Source organism: Gordonia sp. 852002-50395_SCH5434458, assembly GCF_001665905.1.
Taxonomy (GTDB): Bacteria; Actinomycetota; Actinomycetes; order Mycobacteriales; family Mycobacteriaceae; genus Gordonia; species Gordonia jacobaea.
Genome location: NZ_LZTC01000097.1, coordinates 97,458 through 112,685 on the forward strand (window position 1 = coordinate 97,458; position 15,228 = coordinate 112,685).

General features: G+C 65.7%; 16 protein-coding genes. 12 read left to right on the plus strand and 4 right to left on the minus strand.

The window, feature by feature from the left end; translation table 11 throughout:
* The first annotated feature begins 6 nt into the window (after positions 1 to 6).
* The 4 genes from A5785_RS20760 (at position 7) to dmpG (ending at position 3,829) form a co-directional block, all read left to right on the plus strand.
* Positions 7 to 867, plus strand: a complete 861-nt coding sequence (locus A5785_RS20760) for an SDR family NAD(P)-dependent oxidoreductase (RefSeq protein WP_231894254.1) — start codon at positions 7 to 9, stop codon at positions 865 to 867.
* Between the two features lie 144 nt (positions 868 to 1,011).
* Positions 1,012 to 1,800 (plus strand): 2-keto-4-pentenoate hydratase, encoded by a 789-nt coding sequence (locus A5785_RS20765; RefSeq protein WP_049697726.1) that lies wholly within the window; start codon positions 1,012 to 1,014, stop codon positions 1,798 to 1,800.
* A 50-nt stretch (positions 1,801 to 1,850) separates the two neighbouring features.
* The gene (locus tag A5785_RS20770) at positions 1,851 to 2,756 is read left to right on the plus strand and encodes an acetaldehyde dehydrogenase (acetylating) (RefSeq protein ID WP_005204120.1); all 906 of its coding nucleotides are present in this window, start codon (positions 1,851 to 1,853) and stop codon (positions 2,754 to 2,756) included.
* The gene (dmpG, locus tag A5785_RS20775) at positions 2,753 to 3,829 is read left to right on the plus strand and encodes a 4-hydroxy-2-oxovalerate aldolase (RefSeq protein WP_049697727.1); all 1,077 of its coding nucleotides are present in this window, start codon (positions 2,753 to 2,755) and stop codon (positions 3,827 to 3,829) included. The genes A5785_RS20770 and dmpG overlap by 4 nt, the downstream gene beginning before the upstream one ends.
* Before the next feature lie 101 nt (positions 3,830 to 3,930).
* Here dmpG and A5785_RS20780 read toward each other — a convergent pair whose 3' ends face one another.
* Both A5785_RS20780 and A5785_RS20785 read right to left on the minus strand, forming a co-directional pair.
* Positions 3,931 to 4,854 carry a type IV toxin-antitoxin system AbiEi family antitoxin domain-containing protein gene (locus A5785_RS20780; RefSeq protein ID WP_049697728.1) on the minus strand — a complete coding sequence of 308 codons (924 nt, stop codon included), beginning with the start codon at positions 4,852 to 4,854 and terminating at the stop codon, positions 3,931 to 3,933.
* 120 nt (positions 4,855 to 4,974) lie between these two features.
* Positions 4,975 to 5,778, minus strand: coding sequence for a VOC family protein (locus A5785_RS20785; protein WP_049697729.1), 804 nt, complete (start codon positions 5,776 to 5,778; stop codon positions 4,975 to 4,977).
* A 135-nt stretch (positions 5,779 to 5,913) separates the two neighbouring features.
* On the opposite strand from A5785_RS20785, the gene A5785_RS20790 reads away from it, so the two are divergent.
* Complete coding sequence (locus A5785_RS20790) at positions 5,914 to 6,456, plus strand: hypothetical protein (RefSeq protein WP_152929999.1); 543 nt, start codon at positions 5,914 to 5,916, stop codon at positions 6,454 to 6,456.
* Here A5785_RS20790 and A5785_RS20795 read toward each other — a convergent pair.
* Both A5785_RS20795 and A5785_RS20800 read right to left on the minus strand, forming a co-directional pair.
* Positions 6,410 to 6,826, minus strand: a complete 417-nt coding sequence (locus A5785_RS20795) for a hypothetical protein (RefSeq protein ID WP_049697730.1) — start codon at positions 6,824 to 6,826, stop codon at positions 6,410 to 6,412. The two genes, A5785_RS20790 and A5785_RS20795, sit on opposite strands and share 47 nt — an antisense overlap.
* Before the next feature lie 2 nt (positions 6,827 to 6,828).
* Positions 6,829 to 8,064, minus strand: a complete 1,236-nt coding sequence (locus tag A5785_RS20800; protein WP_064869009.1) for a Rieske 2Fe-2S domain-containing protein — start codon at positions 8,062 to 8,064, stop codon at positions 6,829 to 6,831.
* Positions 8,065 to 8,295: 231 nt separating this feature from the next.
* Between A5785_RS20800 and hsaA the strand changes: the two genes are divergently transcribed.
* From hsaA to A5785_RS20835, 7 genes are read left to right on the plus strand one after another with little or no spacing between them, the layout of a single operon-like run.
* Positions 8,296 to 9,531 (plus strand): 3-hydroxy-9,10-secoandrosta-1,3,5(10)-triene-9,17-dione monooxygenase oxygenase subunit, encoded by a 1,236-nt coding sequence (hsaA, locus tag A5785_RS20805; RefSeq protein ID WP_049697732.1) that lies wholly within the window; start codon positions 8,296 to 8,298, stop codon positions 9,529 to 9,531.
* A gap of 17 nt (positions 9,532 to 9,548) precedes the next feature.
* Positions 9,549 to 10,463 carry an iron-dependent extradiol dioxygenase HsaC gene (hsaC, locus tag A5785_RS20810; RefSeq protein ID WP_049697733.1) on the plus strand — a complete coding sequence of 305 codons (915 nt, stop codon included), beginning with the start codon at positions 9,549 to 9,551 and terminating at the stop codon, positions 10,461 to 10,463.
* Between the two features lie 20 nt (positions 10,464 to 10,483).
* Entirely contained in the window at positions 10,484 to 11,056 is a 573-nt protein-coding gene (gene hsaB / locus A5785_RS20815) for a 3-hydroxy-9,10-secoandrosta-1,3,5(10)-triene-9,17-dione monooxygenase reductase subunit (protein ID WP_049697734.1), read from the plus strand.
* Positions 11,029 to 12,255, plus strand: a complete 1,227-nt coding sequence (locus A5785_RS20820; protein ID WP_082938030.1) for a hypothetical protein — start codon at positions 11,029 to 11,031, stop codon at positions 12,253 to 12,255. The genes hsaB and A5785_RS20820 overlap by 28 nt, the downstream gene beginning before the upstream one ends.
* On the plus strand, positions 12,252 to 13,076 hold the full coding sequence (locus A5785_RS20825; RefSeq protein WP_049697736.1) for an SDR family oxidoreductase: 825 nt from the start codon (positions 12,252 to 12,254) through the stop codon (positions 13,074 to 13,076). Before A5785_RS20820 ends, A5785_RS20825 begins: the two co-directional genes overlap by 4 nt.
* A complete protein-coding gene (locus tag A5785_RS20830) occupies positions 13,069 to 14,208 on the plus strand; it encodes a sulfotransferase family protein (RefSeq protein WP_064869012.1) in 1,140 nt (379 codons plus the stop codon). The genes A5785_RS20825 and A5785_RS20830 overlap by 8 nt, the downstream gene beginning before the upstream one ends.
* A 9-nt stretch (positions 14,209 to 14,217) precedes the next feature.
* The gene (locus A5785_RS20835; protein WP_049697737.1) at positions 14,218 to 14,847 is read left to right on the plus strand and encodes a TMEM175 family protein; all 630 of its coding nucleotides are present in this window, start codon (positions 14,218 to 14,220) and stop codon (positions 14,845 to 14,847) included.
* The last annotated feature ends 381 nt before the right edge of the window (positions 14,848 to 15,228 follow it).

The window sequence follows — 15,228 nt, forward strand, 5'->3', positions numbered from 1 at the left end:
GTGCGCATGGAGCAACGTCGAGTGGCTGTCGTGACCGGGGCGAGCCGGGGTGCGGGCAGGGGAATCGCGCTCGCGCTGGGTGCGACCGGGGCCACGGTATACGTGACCGGGCGGACCGAGAACGACGGCGACAGTGCACTGCCCGGTTCGGTGAACTCGACCGCTGCCGAGGTGAGCGCTCGTGGCGGCGTCGGTGTCCCGATGGTGCTCGACCACGCCGACGACGCCGCCGTCGCCGCACTGTTCGAGCGGGTCGGCGACGAGAACGGCGGCTGCCTCGACATCCTGGTCAACAACGCGCTGACCCTTCCGGACGCATTGACGACGAAGGGCCCGTTCTGGAGCAAGCCGCTCTCGCTGACCGACCTGTTCGACGTCGGAATGCGGTCGACGTATGTCGCAAGCTATTACGCCGCACCGCTTCTGGTGCACCGCGGCTCGGGCTTGATCGTCAACACCTCGTCCTTCGGTGGCGCGTGCTACATGCACGGACCCGCGTACGGCGCGGGCAAGGCTGCCGTCGACAAACTGGCTCACGACATGGCCGTCGACTTCCGGCCGCATGACGTCGCCGTGATCTCGCTGTGGATGGGCCTGCTGCTGACCGAGCGCACCCGCGCGGCATTCGCCGATCACCCGGATGCGTATGCCGGTCTCGCCGCCAACGCCGAATCGCCGGAGTTCGTCGGGCGGGTCATCGCCGCGCTCGCCGACGATCCCGATCTGATGTCGCGGAGCGGGCGCGTGCTCATCGCGGCGGAACTCGCCGCCGAGTACGGCGTCGTCGACGCCGACGGCCGACAGCCGCCGTCGCATCGCGCGATGCTCGGCGACCCGCCGACGTTCAGCACGGCCGTCATCGACTGAGGCGTGGACGGAAGCGCGGGTGGGGCGCCGAAGGGACTGCCGCAAAACTGGAACATGTTCTAAACTAGAACGTGTTCATGCCGTGGTGGCCTGTGTGCTCGCCGCGGTAGATGTGAGCCGTACCGACCCCGGAAGTGAGCAGAAGTGGCCGTCGACAAGGCAACTCGCGAGCAGATCGCGGCGGATCTGTGGACAGCAGAACAGACCGCAACCGCCATCGAGCGGCCAACCGACACCCATCCCGACCTCGACGTCGTCGACGCCTACGAGATCCAGCTGATCAATATCCGCAAGCGTCTCGATGCGGGCGCGAAGGTCGCGGGGCACAAGGTCGGCCTTGCGTCGGAAGCCATGCAGAAGATGATGGGCGTCGACGAACCCGACTATGGGCATCTGCTCGACACCATGCAGTACTACGAGTCGACCCCCATCGACACGGCTCGGCTCTGCTTCCCGCGGGTCGAGGTGGAGGTCGGGTTCATCCTCGGCAAGGACCTGCCGGGCGAGGGGTGCACAAACGACGACGTCATCGCCGCCGTCGAGTGGGTGGTGCCGTCTATCGAACTCATCGACTCGCGGATCACGGACTGGAAGATCACACTCTGCGACACCATCGCCGACAACGCGTCGTCGTGCGGATGGATTCTCGGCGAGCAGCGGGTGGCCATCGGCGATATCGACACCGGCGACGTCGACGCGGTGCTGCACCGCAACGGTGAGGTTGTCGCGAAGGGCAATTCGTCTGCGGTGCTCGGGCATCCGCTCAACGCGGTGTCGTGGCTCGCGCGCAAGGTCGAGGGCTTCGGGGTGCGGCTGCGCAAGGGCGACCTGATACTTCCCGGGACCGCGACACGGGCCTTCGACGTCGCGCCGGGCGACCACGTCGTCGCAGAGTTCGCGGGGCTCGGCACCGTCACACTGGACTTCGACTGAGTCCCAACAGTTTTCGTCAAGACCACGACCACACACCCACAGGAGGCACCGTGGCGGCAACGCTGACCGCAGCCATCATCGGGTCGGGCAACATCGGCACCGACCTCATGTACAAACTCGAACGCAGTCAGGTCATCGACCCGCGCTGGATGGTCGGTATCGACGCCGACTCCGAGGGCATGAAACGTGCCGCCGACCACGGGCTGATCACCATGAGCGGCGGCGCCGACGAGTTGCTCGCGTCGTCGGAGAAGCCCGATCTGATCTTCGAGGCGACGTCGGCCTACGTGCACCGCGAGTACGCGCCCCGCTACGAGGAGGCAGGCATCATCGCCGTCGACCTCACACCCGCGGCAGTCGGGCCCGCGGTGGTGCCGCCCGCCAACCTGCGTGAGCATCTCGACGCCCCGAACACCAACATGATCACCTGCGGTGGGCAGGCGACCATCCCGATGGTGCACGCGGTGAGTTCGGTTGTGCCGGTGCCGTATGCGGAGATCGTCGCGTCGGTGGCATCCGTCTCGGCGGGGCCGGGCACGCGCGCCAACATCGACGAGTTCACGCGCACGACGTCGAAGGGGATCGAGACGATCGGGGGTGCGCAGCGCGGCAAGGCGATCATCATCCTCAACCCGGCCGACCCTCCGATGATCATGCGCGACACCATCTTCTGCGCGATTCCCGAGGATGCCGACACCGACGCGATCGCCGCGTCGATCCATCAGCGCGAAAAGGACATCCAGGCATACGTTCCCGGCTATCGGCTGCTGCAGGACCCGCAGTTCGATCCGCCCAGTGTGCTCAACGGCGGGCACGCGCGCGTCTCGATCTTCGTCGAGGTCGAGGGTGCAGGCGACTTTCTACCGCCGTACGCGGGAAACCTCGACATCATGACGGCCGCCGCCACCAAGGTCGGCGAAGAAATCGCGAAGCAGAAGCTGGGGGTGTCGGCATGACCACGGCGACAACAGATCTCATGGCGCACGCGCGCAAGTACTCCGACACGCTCGACATCCGGATCACAGACTCGTCGCTGCGCGACGGCAGCCACCACAAGCGCCACCAGTTCACGGTCGACGAGGTGCGGTCCATCGTCGGCGCGCTCGATGACGCCGGAGTCCCGGTGATCGAGGTGACCCACGGCGACGGACTCGGCGGGTCGTCGTTCAACTACGGCTTCTCCAAAACCCCTGAGCAGGAACTGATCAAGGCGGCCGCCGAAACCGCGCAGCGCGCCAAGATCGCGTTCCTCATGCTGCCGGGGCTGGGTACCAAGGACGACATTCGGGCCGCGCAGGACAACGGCGGCCAGATCTGCCGCATCGCGACGCACTGCACCGAGGCCGACGTGTCGATTCAGCACTTCGGGCTGGCTCGCGAGCTGGGTTTGGAAACCGTCGGCTTCCTGATGATGAGTCACAGTCAGCCGCCGGAAGTGCTTGCCGCGCAGGCGCGCATCATGGCCGACGCCGGCTGCCAGTGCGTGTACGTCGTCGACTCCGCCGGTGCGCTCGTGCTCGAGGACGTCACCGTTCGCGTGCAGGCACTGGTGGCCGAACTCGGCGACGACGCCCAGGTCGGCTTCCACGGCCACGAGAACCTCGACATCGCGGTTGCCAACTCCATCAACGCCATTCGGGCGGGTGCACAGCAGATCGACGGTTCGATCCGACGTTTCGGTGCGGGCGCGGGAAACACGCCGACGGAGGCCTTCGTCGGAGTGTGCGACAAGCTCGGGATCACCACGGGCGTCGACTTCATGAAGATCGCCGACGCCGCGCAAGACGTCGTGCGGCCCGCCATGCCGTCGGAGTGCCTGGTCGACCGCTCGTCGATGATGATGGGCTACGCAGGCTGCTACAGCTCGTTCCTCAAGCACGCCGAGGGGCACGCCGAACGGTACGGCGTCTCCGCGGCGGACATCCTGCTCGAGGCCGGCAACCGCAAACTCGTTGGCGGGCAGGAGGATCAGCTCATCGACATCGCCCTCGAGCTGCGCAAGAAGGCCGACGCGAACGCCGGCGTCTGAGGGGTTCCGCGTTCGCCCAAACGCGGCCCGAACGTGTAGACGCGGCTGGTACACCAGCCGCGTTTGCAGGTTCGAGCCGCGTCTGGAGTTCGACGATCCGCTCACGCCACGTCGAGCTGCAGTTTGGTCAGCCACTGCCGGACCGACGCGGCGACGGTGCCCCGCTCGAGGTCGGCCCAGGTCCAGCGGATCACCATGACGCCGAGTCGGCGCAGTCGGTCCTCGCGCTTCTTCTCCCGGACCACGGCGTCGGTGGCGTCTTCGCCGTCCCGTAAGTACTTCTGGTACTTCACCTTTCCGTCGAACTCCCCGACGAGCAGCCCCGACCAGTCGAAGTCGCTGCGCGCGACGAACCCGTCCTGATCGCGGAACTCGTGTTGCAGACGCGGAATCGGAAGGCCCGCCTCGATGATCTGCGCCCGACACCACGACTCGCCGGGACTCTCCGCGTCGGCGGTGGCGTGTGCGAGCGCACGGCGCGCCTGTCCGACGCCCCGACGCGTGGCCCGCAGCATCTTGCGCATGACCTTGCGGTCGGCGCCGAGGCGCAGCGCGGCGTCGAGCACTGCGAGTGCGCCGGCGAAGCCCATCGGGCTCGTGCATGCGATGTCGACGGCTGTTCGTTCGAGCGAGCTGACCAGCACACCGTCGACGTCGACTGTCTCGCTGGGCGCGACCACTCCGACGTGCGTGTGCCTGGTGGCCGTACGTCCGCCGTGGTTGGCGTCGCCGGTGGTCACGTGCAGGCGCGCGAAGTTGGGTTTGAGCATCGGCAGCCTGTGCATTGCGGCGGCCGACTGGTGGGTCACCACTCCCGCGACGATGCCGAGCGTGGCCGACGCGATCACGGTGAGCCGGTGCGCGTCGTCGGGTGTGCGTTTCTCGGCGGGCGCGAAGGCGCCGCGGCCGACACGGACGATCTCGCCGCGTCGGCACGCTCGGCGCAGATCGTCGTCGGTGAAGCCGTCGGCCAGTGCCTTCTTGCGGTAGATGATGCCGTGGTCGTCTGCGATGAACGGGGTCATGACAGCTCCGACGCGCACGACCGCCCGGCGGTTCCCCTAATGCCCAAACGCGGCCCGAACCTGCAGACGCGGCTGGTACACCGACAGCGTCTGCAAGTTCGAGCCGCGTCTGGAGCGCGGTTACATCCCGGCCGGCGGGTGCCCCAGCGAGATCAGTGCGCCGTTGGGGTCGTGCACCGTGGCGAGGGTGCCGTACGGCGTGTCCGTGGCGGGCATGATGACCGAGCCGCCGAGCTCCTCGGCGCGCTTGACGGTCGCGGGTACGTCGTCGACGCAGATGTAGATCTGCCAGAAGGAGGGCAGTTCCGGCGGAAACAGGTTGGCTGCGTCCATGATTCCGGCGTAGGCCATGTCGCCGAAGAAGACCTGCGCGTACCGCAGCGGGCTGCCCGGCTCGACGATCTCGACGGCGCTGTTGTCGATGACAGACTCGACGCGCGCGCCGACGACCTCGGGGTAGAACACCACCGATTTGGTGTAGTCCTGGCTCACACACTCGAACCAGTACGGGGCGCCGTGGACGCCCCACTCGGCAAAGCCCTTGTGCTTGTTGGCTTTCCAGAAGCCGATCACCGCGCCCGCGGCGTCGACCGCCACGGCCATCGTGCCCTCCTCGCCGACCTCCATCGGAGGCAGCATGACCGATCCGCCCGCTGCCTTGACCAGCTCGAGAGTGGCCTCGGGGTCGTCGGTGCGAAGGTACGACGACCAGACGTTGGGCACCGACCCTTCGCCCATGGCGGGCATCAGGCCGGCGACGCGGTGACCGTTGAGAGTGAAGTTCTGGTATCCGCCGAAGTCGGGGTTCGGATCCTCGACCTTCCACCCGAACAGGTCGCTGTAGAAGTCGATCGCCTTGGCGGTGTTGCTGCTCATCAGGTCGAACCAGACAGGTGCGCCGGGGGGAGCGGTGTATTCGGTCATGGCAGTGGCTCTTCTCTGTGGTCGCTGGTCTCGGACGCTGGTACTGACCTCCATCCTCGCGAAAAGTCATCGGCGGCGTCGGCGAACACCGGAGGTCGGTACGCGAGCGAGACCCGGGGTGGCACGCTTGACCCCATGACAGAACGTGCGCGCGCACTCGCATGGCCGCTTTTCGCGGTGTCCGGCCTGCTGATCGTCGCGTTCAGTCTGGTGTCGTGGGGCGACTCCAGCCAGGGGCTCAACTCCAAGATCTCCGGTGTCGGGCGCGTATCGGTGCCGGGTGCGGCGCCGGAAGACGTCGCATTTCTGGAAGCGCACACGCAACGCCCGGGGCTGGTCACCATCATCCTGGGTGCGGTGATCGCTGCCGTCGCGGCAGTGGGCTGGTGGCGTCGTCGGCTGCGTCCGATCGCACTTTCAGTGATCGGGCTCGCCGCGGTCGGAGCCGCGGTGGCCGCGGGATTCGTGGTTGCTGACCCGTCCGGACGACTGCTCGACGACGCGGTGACCAGCACCCTCGACCTCGCGCCGGGCGAACAGATCCTCCAACCGGGCTACGGCGTGATCGCGGTGCTCGTCGTCGCGATCCTGGTGGCCGTCGGCGTGGTGTTTGTCAGCGCCACAGCAGTGCTCACCAGTACCCGTCGGGATCGGACTCCGGCGACTCCGCCGGGATGATCCCTTCTGCGACACCGTGATCGATGCTCGCCGACAGTCGTGAGCAGGTCGGGACGAGCGCCGGATTCCCGCCCTCGGCACGTATGCGGGCGAGTTCGTTGCACCGCTCCCGGGCGTCGGCGTTCCACTGCACGCTGGTGTGGTGCGAGCTGGTCTTCTTGACCAGCACGCACGCATGGCATCCGCGGCACTCGATCTCGGTCATGCCGCCGCGAAGGTAGTGTTCGCGGTCGCGTGCCGTCGACTCGTGGACCGCGGCCCGACGCTGCGGGTCGTCGCCGAAGTCGGGTGCCTTCGACCACCCGGCGAGGGCGGGTGAGGCGCCCCGTGGGGTCTCGCCCTCCTCGATGCGATCGGCGGCCCTGGTCATGCTCAGACGCGCGTGTCGGTGTCGGACGAGTTGTCCGCGGAGGAATCTTCAGGAGCCGCAGCCTCTGCCGCCTCGCGTTCCTGCTTGCGGCGCAGGTTCTCGGCCACCTCGATGCTCCAGTTCTCGACGGCCTTGGTGGTGTCGATCTCGTACTCGAAGCGCTGGGTCATCTCGTCCGTGACGTCGGCCTTGTCGACGTAGAACTGCTCGTACCAGCGTCGAAGCTGGTAGACCGGACCGTCTTCTTCGACGAGGAGTGGGTTGTCGATGCGCGTCTTGTTCTTCCAGATCTCGACGTCCTGCAGGAACCCGACCTCGACGCCCTTGGAGATCTTGTGGGCCATCCGCGACGCCTGCTCACCCGTCATGCCCTCGGGCACCTTGGCCATCACGCCGTACATCAGGACGAACGAATTGGCGTCGATGGGGTAGTGGCAGTTGGTCAGGATGGTCTCGATCTTGAAGTCGCCGTAGAACTGGACCATCGGGTTCAGCATGTACGACGGCCCGTAATAGGCGGCCATCGATTCGAGTCGGCTCTCGGCGTATCCGCTGCCGAAGTCGATGTCGGGTCGGCCGTGGGAGTTCATGTACTGCGCGGCGGTCTCGCCCTCGAAGACGTTCTTGAAGTAGTCGGGCAGCGCGTAGTGGACGTAGAAGAAGTGCGCCATGTCGACGACGTTGTCGATGATCTCGCGGCAGTTGGAACCCTCGATCACCAGGCGGTTCCAGGTCCATCCGGTCCAGGCGTCGCTACCGACCTCGTCGAGTTCCGGGACGACGCAGTCATCCGGTGGCGGGTTGCCCTCCGGGTCGTTGTAGACGAAAACCTGTCCGTTGCGGATCATCGTCGGCCACGAACGAGTCTTGGCGAGTTTGGGATTGCGCTTCGCGTACGGCACGCCTGCGCAACGCCCGTTGCCCTTCCACATCCAGCCGTGGAACGGGCATGCGACGTTGCCGTCGCGGATCGAGCCCTGGCTGAGATCGCCGCCCATGTGCCTGCAGTACGCGTCGAGGATGTTGACCTCGCCGTCGTGTATCCACAGCGCAAGTTTGGTGCCGAACACGGTGATCGAGTGTGGCTCGCCGTCGTCGAACTCGGACAGCAGACCCAGGCAGTGCCAGCCGCGCGCGAACCGCGTCGGGGGTACCCCGGTGTCGATCTCGCGCACGTCACTGTCGCGTGCCGCACCGGATGCTCCGGTGTGTGCAGCGGGTCGTGGGGTGACGGTCATCTCGGGCGCTCCTTGATCTCGGGGCTGTGCTGTGCGGTTCGCTCTTCATCGAATACTAGAACAGGTTCCAGTATTCGTGTCCACATCGACTCTGCGCCGCTCGATCGCAGCAGTACATGGGGCCAAGGTCCTGTGTTTCCCAATATCTCGACAAAAACTAGAACCTGTTCTAATCTCAGATTTGAAACCAGTGTCTCACGAACGCGAATCGACAGGTAGGAGCCGGGCCAGATGCCAGCACATGAGCCGTCAGCACTTCAATCGGTGGCGCCGGACGCGCAGACGAGCGCCGACCGGGCAGACGCAGCTGCACAGGTGCTCGAGAAGATCAACGCGCTGCTGCCCGAGATCGAGCAGCGGGCGCAGCAGACCGAGGACCTCCGCCAGATCCCCGACGAAACGGTGTCCAGCCTCGACGACGCGGGCTTCTTCAAGCTCCTGCAGCCGTCGCAGTGGGGTGGATACGAGGCCGACCCGGTCACGTTCTACGAGGCAGTGCGCAGGATCGGCAGTGCATGTGGATCGACCGGGTGGGTCTCGGGCATCATCGGCGTCCACAACTGGCACCTCGCACTGTTCGATCAGCAGGCGCAGGAAGACGTCTGGGGCTCCGATCCGTCGGTGCGCATCTCGTCGTCGTATGCCCCGATGGGTGCCGGCCAGGTTGTCGACGGCGGGTACGTCGTGAACGGGTCGTGGGCGTGGTCGTCGGGTAGTGGCATCGCCGACTGGGTGTTCGTCGGTGGTCCGGTCATCAAGGACGGCAAGCCCGTCGACTTCGTCAGCTTCCTGATTCCGCGCGAGGACTACAACATCAAGGACGTCTGGAACGTGGTGGGGCTGCGGGGCACCGGCTCGAACACGATCGAGGTCAAGGACGTCTTCGTGCCACGGCATCGCATGCTCAGTTACCGCACGATGGGGATGGGTCAGGCGCCAGGGCTCGAGCGCAACACCGCTCCGGTGTACAAGATGCCCTGGGGCACAATTCATCCCAGCACCATCTCGACGCCGATCGTCGGTATGGCATACGGGGCGTACGCCGCGCATGTCGAACATCAGGGCAAGCGTGTACGTGCGGCCTATGCGGGAGAGAAGGCCAAGGACGATCCGTTCGCGAAGGTCCGGATCGCCGGTGCGGCAAGCGATATCGACGCGGCGTGGCGACAGTTGTCGGGCAATCTCGCCGACGAATACAACTACATCTTGCGCGGCGAGGAAGTGCCGATGGAACTGCGGCTCGCCGCACGTCGCGACCAGGTACGGGCCACCGGGCGGGCGATCGCCTCGATCGACACGCTGTTCGAGAACTCGGGTGCACACGCCCTCGAGAACGGCACGCCCATCCAGCGATTCTGGCGCGATGCCCACGCGGGTCGCGTCCACGCCGCCAACGACCCCGAGCGGGCCTACGTCGCATTCGGCAACGGGGAGTTCGGGATTCCCGTCGGCGACACGATGGTCTGAGTGGAGCACCTGAAACGATGAGCGACAGCCCCATCAGTTCCCTCGGCTACATGCGCATCGAGGCCACCGACATGGCCGCGTGGCGCGAATACGGACTCAAGGTCCTCGGCATGATCGAGGGCAAGGGTGCAACGCCCGATGCCCTCTATCTGCGCATGGACGATTTTCCCGCGCGACTAGTCATCGTGCCGTCCGACCGCGACCATCTCGGCAGCACCGGCTGGGAATGTCCGAATGCGCAAGCGCTGCAGGATGTTCGGGACCGTCTCGCATCCGCGGGCGTGATCTTCCGCGAGGGCAAGGACGAGGAACGCCTCGACCGTCGGGTCGACGAGATGATCATCTTCGACGACCCGGCGGGCAATACCCTCGAGGTATTTCACGGTGCGGCACTGGAACATCGGCGCGTCGTCAGCCCGTACGGGCACTCGTTCGTCACCGGCGACCAGGGACTCGGCCACGTCGTACTCACCTGCGACGACGACAAAGCAGCACTGGCCTTCTATCGCGATGTCCTCGGCTTCAAGCTGCGTGACTCGATGCGACTCCCACCGCAGGCGGTGGGTCGCGAAGAGGGCGACGAGGTTCCGTGGCTGCGCTTCCTCGGATGCAACCCGAGACACCATTCGCTCGCGTTCCTGCCCATGCCGAACGCGACGGGCATCGTGCACCTCATGGTCGAGGTCGGTGAGTCCGACGACGTCGGGCTCTGCCTCGACAGGGCGCTGCGTCGAAAGGTGCCGATGTCGGCATCTCTCGGACGCCACGTCAACGACCTGATGCTCTCGTTCTACATGAAGACGCCCGGCGGATTCGACGTCGAATTCGGCTGTGAGGGACGGCAGGTCGACGACGGCGAGTGGGTGGCGAGGGAGAGTACCGCGGTGAGCTTGTGGGGACACGACTTCACCGTCGGATTCAAGAACCAGTGAACGGGAGGGCGAGCGCCCAGATGGCTGCGACACCGTACGGGTCAAGTGATTTCGACACACGTCAGTTCCGCACCGCGATGGGGCAGTTCTGTACCGGCGTCACGGTCATCACCACGCTCACCGCTGACGGGGCGCCGTCGGGGTTCGCCTGTCAGTCGTTCGCGGCGCTCTCGCTCGATCCGCCGCTCGTGCTCTTCTGCCCGCAGAAGACGTCGCGGACCTGGCGGGTGATCGAGGAGAACGGGAGCTTCTGCGTCAACATCCTCTCCAACCGGCAGCAGGATGTCAGTGCGGCGTTCGGTGCACCGGGCGACGACAAGTTCGCGGGAATCGCCTGGGACCCGTCGCCTGCAGGACTCCCCGTCATCAGACACGGTTTGACGTGGGTCGAGTGTTCCGTCGAACGCGTCGACGACGGCGGCGACCACCACATCGTGATCGGTCGGGTGCTGACACTCGGAGAAGTGTTGCAGGACAAGCCGCTTCTCTTCTACCGGGGTGGCTATCTCTCGACCGAGCATCCGCGGGTCACCCCAGCGCAGGCCGAGCTAGACAACTTCCTGACATGGACCGGAGGAGACACGTGGCTGTGACGACGACCCCCATCTCGCGAACAGTCGACGTCACCGGTCCCTTCACCGACGCCATCACACAGGCGCAGACATTGATCGCCAATGCCGACTTCGCACTCACGGAGGCCGATCTCGCAGAGGGATTCGACTACCTGGCCGGAAGCATCGCGGCGACACTGCAATTGGCGCGAGCGCGCAGTCGAACCCATCCCGGGTTCGTGACCTCAACGGGACCGACCACCAAGATTGGCCTCGACAACCCGGACACCCTCTACCTCCACGCAGACATCGAGCCGAACGCAACGTATCGGGTCTGGGGACGACGCGGCAGCACAACGGATCTGAGCTTCCAGGTACTCCGCGGCGACTACACACCAAGCGAAGTGCCCGGCGGTGACGACGCCTTCGACGACCGGCGGATTCCGATCAACTCCCACGGGACGTTCGAGATCACCTTCGGGCCGGATCTGTCCGCTGCATCTGCGCGCGACGACTACTTCGCCCTCGGCGACGGAGCGTCGATGCTCGCGGTGCGTGAGGTGTATTCCGACTGGTCGCAGCGTAGGGGAGAGATCGCCATCGAGCGGGTCGACACGGTGGGCAGCGCCCCCGCCGACCTCGACCTCGCGCGGGTGCAGCGACGGTACGCCACCGCGGGCAAGATGCTCCTGGCACGGCTGAATACCTGGTTCAACTTTCCGAAGTGGTTCTACCTCGACGAGCCGGTCAACACCTTCACGCCGCCGCGGCTCACCCCCGGTGGATTGTCGACGCAGTATTCTTCCGTCGGGCATTTCAGACTGCTGCCCGGTGAGGCCATGATCATCACGGTTCCGAAATCTGCTGCGCCGTATCAGGGTTTTCAGCTCGGCAGCATGTGGTACATCTCGCTCGACTACGTCAACCACCAGACCAGCCTGAACTCCGCGCAGGCGCAGGTCGACCGCGACGGCATGATCCGATTGGTGCTCGCACACGACAATCCCGGCGTCGCCAACTGGATCGAGACCACCGGTCACGAGGTCGGGATCATGCAATTCCGATGGCAGCGAACAGATGTGCCGATCCCGCCGGAACAGGGGCCGACGGCACAGGTCGTCGACGCGGGCGACATCGCCGATCATCTGCCCTACCTCGACGACAACAGGCTCGACCCCGCGGGCTGGGCTGCGCGAATTGCCCTCCGCCAGCGCGGCTTTGCAGAGAGAATGCTGGGATGACCGAGATGGCGCGTGCGGGGCTGCTCGACGACAAGGTGGTCGTCGTGTCCGGGGTTGGGCCGGGACTCGGCCGATCAATCTGTCTGCGCGCGGCAGCACACGGCGCTCGCGTGGTGCTCGCCGCGCGAACCGAGTCGCGGCTCAAGGAGATCTCCGCGGAGGTAGACGCTGCCGGCGGTCGCTCGCTTGTCGTCCCCACCGACATCACCGACGACGACGCGGTCGACCAGTTGGTCGCTGCCACTCTTGCCGAGTTCGGACGGGTCGACGTCGTCGTGAACAATGCCTTCGCGGTTCCGTCTATGAAGCCGTTGGCCCGCACTGACTTCGAGCAGATCAACGCGAGTATCGAGCTGACCGTACTCGGGACGCTGCGCGTCGTGAAAGCCTTCACCGCCGCGCTTGCCGACGCGGCGTCGGAATCTCCTTCGCCGCGAGCGACGAGCGCGATAGTCAACATCAACTCGATGGTCATCCGACACTCCGAACCGCGCTATGGCAGTTACAAGTTGGCGAAGGCGGCGCTGCTCGCCATGTCGCAGACGTTGGCCACGGAATTGGGTGACAAGCGGATACGGGTGAACTCCGTTGCGCCAGGCTATATCTGGGACGATCAGCTGAAGTGGTACTTCGGCGAGGTCGCCAAGAAGTACGGCATCAGCGAGGACGACGTCTACGCGCAGACCGCCGCGCGCTCCGACCTCAAGCGTCTGCCGGAGCCGGACGAGATCGCTGACGCCGTCGTATTTCTCGCCTCCGATGCGGCCAGTGCGATCACCGGTCACACCCTCGACGTGAACTGTGGGGAATACCATGACTGAGTCAGTCGGCAGGCGCAACGTCGGTACGATCGACGATCTGCACGAATCGGCTATGCGGACAACGGGTCTCGATGACTTCGGCGACGACGCATACCTCGAGCCGCTCGGCGTGCTACTCGATTCGTACGCGAACGAAGCGGGCCTCACCGAGCTCGGTAGCAAGATGTTTCGATACTTCCTCAAGGGGGCGTTGATCGCTCGACTGATGAGCGAAGCGTCGTGGCGGGCCACCCCGTCGTACGCCGACGTCGAGATCACCCGTCCGATCTTCGTGACCGGGCTGCCCCGCACCGGGACCACCGCCCTGCATCGACTGCTCGCCGCCGACCCCGCGCACCAGGGACTCGAGATGTGGCTGACCGAGTTTCCGCAGCCGCGGCCGCCGCGCGAGCAGTGGGCGTCCAATCCGGTCTATCAGCAGATCGACGCGGGTATCGCGCAACACCACGTCGAGAATCCGGAATTCATGGGTCTGCACTATCTCGACGCCAGTGAGGTCGAGGAGTGCTGGCAGTTGTTGCGGCAGAGCATCATGTCGATCTCGTACGAATCGCTCGCCTACGTGCCGACGTACTCGAGGTGGCTCGCTGAGCAGGACTGGACACCGGCCTACGCGCGGCATCGTCGAAATCTTCAGATGATCGGCTCGAACGATCGCGGGAAACGATGGGTGCTGAAGAACCCGAGTCATCTCTTCGCCCTCGACGCGCTGATGGCGGTGTATCCCGACGCGCTGGTGATCCAGACGCATCGCGCGCCGGAGACGAGCATCGCGTCGATGTGCAGTCTCGCCGAACACGCCACTCCGGGGTGGTCGACTGTCTTCGTCGGCGACACGATCGGACGTACACAACTCGACCTCTGGTCACGTGGATTGCGCCAATTCTCGCAGGCGCGTGCGCAATACGACGAGGCGCAGTTCCTCGACGTCGACTTCGACGACCTGCGGGCAGACCCGCTCGGGACCGTCGAACGCGTGTATGCGGCGCTGGGCACCGACATCTCGGAACCGGCGCGCGCCGCGATGGTCGCCCTTGATGCCGAGAGCGCGTCGGGCGCACGTCGGCCCCAACATCGGTATGCCCTCTCGGATTACGGATTCACGGAGGCGGAGGTCGCCGCGGCGTTCTAGAGTCGGGGCATGGCAGCACCCGAAGGGCGACGTACCGCTGAGGGTTTTCGACGATTGATCTCGTTCGCCGATGCGGTGGTTGCCATTGCGCTCACGCTGTTGGTCTTGCCTCTCGCCGAGATCGGTAAGGAGATCGGGAGCGATACGACGGTGGTCGCGGTTTTTCGTGACCACTCCAGTGAGCTACTCGGATTTCTCATCAGCTTTTTCGTGATCTGGGTGCTGTGGCGCAATCACCATCGCATGATCGAGTACTTCGACGCCTACGACAAGGTGCTGTTCAACCTGCACATGGTGTGGCTGTTCACGATCGTCGTGCTGCCCTTCGCCACCTCGCTTATCAGTGGTCCGACGTTGAAGTGGGGTACGGCGTTCTACATCGCGGTGCTCCTGGTGTCGGTGTCGAGCCTGGTGGCGATAAGCGAGTGGGGTAGGAGGCATCGGGAGCTGTTGGCGATTGGCGAAGACGTCGACGAGTGGGTGGCGAGTGCTCCCGATGTCGGCACGGTGATTGCGCTCGTCGTGGCGCTCGTCGGGTCGCTGCTGGTGCCGCAGTGGGGGAGCTGGTGGCTGGTGGTGCTCTTCCTGGCGGGTCCCGCTGACAAGATCGTCGCGGCCGTGGCCCCGCGCAGGCGGTAGGTCGCGACAGGCTCGACCAGCGGGGGGCGCGGCCCGAGCAGCGAAGCCTTCTCCGCTGGTCGAGCGGGCGCGAGCGTAGCGAGCACCCGAGTCGAGACCACTTCCCGCTGCGACTGGTGGTCTCGACAAGCTCGACCAGCGGAGGGGCGGCTCGATCAGCGGTGGGGAGCTCGACCAGCGGGTCTCGACAGGCGAGATTTCCCCGCTGGTCGAGCGGGCGCGAGCGGAGCGAGCACCCGAGTCGAGACCACTTTCCGCCCGCTCGGTGGTCTCGACAGGCTCGACCAGCGGTAGGGCTCGACCAGCGGTGGGGTGGTCTCGACAAGCTCGACCAGCGGTGCGGCTCGACCAGCGGTGCGGCTCGACCAGCGGTGCGGCGGC